The 2,356-nt window shown below is 76.3% G+C and carries 2 protein-coding genes; both read right to left on the bottom strand.

Annotation, left to right across the window (positions count from 1 at the left end; translation table 11 throughout):
- Positions 1 to 117: 117 nt before the first annotated feature.
- Complete coding sequence (gene trmB, locus AOK18_RS23480; protein ID WP_240503286.1) at positions 118 to 972, bottom strand: tRNA (guanosine(46)-N7)-methyltransferase TrmB; 855 nt, start codon at positions 970 to 972, stop codon at positions 118 to 120.
- A gap of 62 nt (positions 973 to 1,034) precedes the next feature.
- Positions 1,035 to 2,288 (bottom strand): L-2-hydroxyglutarate oxidase, encoded by a 1,254-nt coding sequence (lhgO, locus tag AOK18_RS23475; RefSeq protein ID WP_240503285.1) that lies wholly within the window; start codon positions 2,286 to 2,288, stop codon positions 1,035 to 1,037.
- Positions 2,289 to 2,356 lie beyond the last annotated feature (68 nt).

Raw genomic sequence — 2,356 nt, 5'->3', positions numbered from 1 at the left:
CCGGCCGGCCCCGCGGGACCGGGGGGCCGGCCGGGCCGTGTCGGGTGCGGACGGCTGATGGCCACGGCATCGACCCTAACGAGGGAGTGGTGCTCCCCGCAGGAGCACCGGGCGGGCTCAGGCGCCGGCGGCGTTCCGGTCCCCGGGCCGGTCGGTGTGGTGCACGCGGCGGAAGAGCAGGTCGTTCACCACGTGTCCCTTGTCCAGCCCCTGCCCCTCGAAACGGGTCAGCGGCCGGAACTCCGGGCGCGGCGCGAAACCGCCGTCCGCCACGGTGTTCTCGAAGCAGGGGTGCGCGGTCAGCACCTCCAGCATCTGCTCGGCGTACGGCTCCCAGTCGGTGGCGCAGTGCACGGTCGCGCCCGGGGCGAGGCGGGTCGCGGCGAGGTCGAGGAAGGCCGGCTGGATCAGCCGCCGCTTGTGGTGCCGCTTCTTCGGCCACGGGTCGGGGAAGTAGACGCGCAGTCCGCCCAGTGCGTCGGGGGCGAGCATCTCGCGCAGCAGGATGATCGCGTCGCCGTTGCCGACGCGCACGTTGTCCAGGCCGTGCTGCTCGGCGAGACCGAGCAGATGGCCCTGGCCGGGGGTGTGGACGTCCACGGCGAGGATGTTGGTGCCGGGGTCGGCGGCGGCCATGCGCGCGGTCGCCTCGCCCATGCCGAAGCCGATCTCGAGGACGACCGGGCGGTCGTTGCCGAAGAACGCGGCGAGGTCGAGGCGCCGCCGGCCGTCGACGTCGAAGCCCCACCGGGGCCACAGCCGCTGCAGCGCGTCCGCCTGCCCGGCGGTGACCCGGCTCCGGCGCGGCTGGAAACTCCGGATCCGCCGCTCGAAGTGCGACCCGGCGGGATCCGCCTTCGGGCCGTCCGGGAAGCGGGGCTCCCCCTTCTCCCGGGTACGGCGGACCGACACGCCGGGCGTGTGCTCGGGGCGCCGGGCGTGTGCTTCGGGGGTGTTCACGGAGTCAGACACAGTGCTTCGATTTTACGGGGGTGCCGTGCGGGGTTCGTCCGCCGGCCGCGGGAGCGGCCGCCTCAGCGGGGGACGCCGTCCACGGCGGCCAGGGCGGCCAGGGTCCGGCGGGCCACCTCCCGGCCGATGGGCAGGGACGCCGTCGCCGCGGGCGAGGGGGCGTTCAGGACGTGCACCGCGCGGGGCGCCTCCCGGATCAGGAAGTCGTCGGCGAGCGTGCCGTCCCGCAGCACCGCCTGGGCCCGCACGCCCGCCGGGGCCGGGACCAGGTCGGCCTCCCGGACCGCGGGGACGAGCCGGCGGACCGCCTCGGTGAAGGCCCGCCGGGACAGGGAGCGGTGCAGCTCCCCGGTGCCGTGCCGCCAGTGGCGGCGGGCCAGGTGCCGGGAGCCCGGCCAGGCCAGCGTGGCGGCCAGCTCGCGCGGGCGGACCGTGCGCCAGTCGTAGCCCTCGCGCGCCAGCGCCGGTACGGCGTTGGGCCCGACGTGGACGCCCGCGTCGATGCCGCGCGTGAGGTGCACGCCCAGGAACGGGAACGCCGGATCGGGCACCGGGTAGACCAGGCCGCGGATCAGCTCCGGGCGGGCCAGCTCGTAGTACTCGCCGCGGAACGGCACGATGCGCATGCCGGGGTCGTCGCCGGTGAGGCGGGCGATCTCGTCGCAGTGCAGGCCCGCGCAGTTCACCAGGACCCGGCCGCGCACGACGTCCCCGGCGGCCGTCAGGGCGGCCACGCCCAGGTCCGGGCGGCGGTCGACCCGGACGGCCCGCGCGCCGTAGCGGATCTCCGCGCCGGACGCGGCCGCCAGCCGGCGGGCCACCGCCGCGTAGTCGCAGATGCCGGTGGCGCCGACGTGGAGGGCGGCCAGGCCCTCCACCTCCGGCTCGTACGCGGCGATCTGCGCGGCGCCCAGTTCGCGGACCGTCAGACCGTTCTCCCGGCCGCGCTGGGCCAGGGCGTGCAGGCGGGGCAGCTCGTCCCGGCGGGTGGCGACGATCAGCTTGCCCGTCACCGCGTGCGGGATGCCGTGCTCCGCGCAGAACGCGACCATCTCGGCCGCGCCCCGCACCGCGTACCGCGCCTTCAGGGAGCCGGGGCGGTAGTAGATGCCGCTGTGCACGACGCCGCTGTTGCGGCCCGTCTGGTGCCGGGCGGGGCCGGGTTCCTTCTCCAGCACCGTGACCTCCGTGCCCGGCGCCGCGCGGGTGATCGCGTACGCCGTCGACAGGCCGACGATGCCGCCGCCGATCACCAGCACGTCGCAGTCGTACGCCCGCCGCGCCACCCGCACCACCTCCAGGTCCCGATAGTGCACTGCGCCACTGACAACGCCCGTAAACCACGCGGGCCCCGGAAGGCGGCACGGGGCCCGCGTGGTTTACG

The sequence above is a fragment of the Streptomyces prasinopilosus genome, from assembly GCF_001419695.1.
Lineage (GTDB): Bacteria > Actinomycetota > Actinomycetes > Streptomycetales > Streptomycetaceae > Streptomyces > Streptomyces prasinopilosus.
This window is presented reverse-complemented; position numbering and strand designations above follow the sequence as displayed.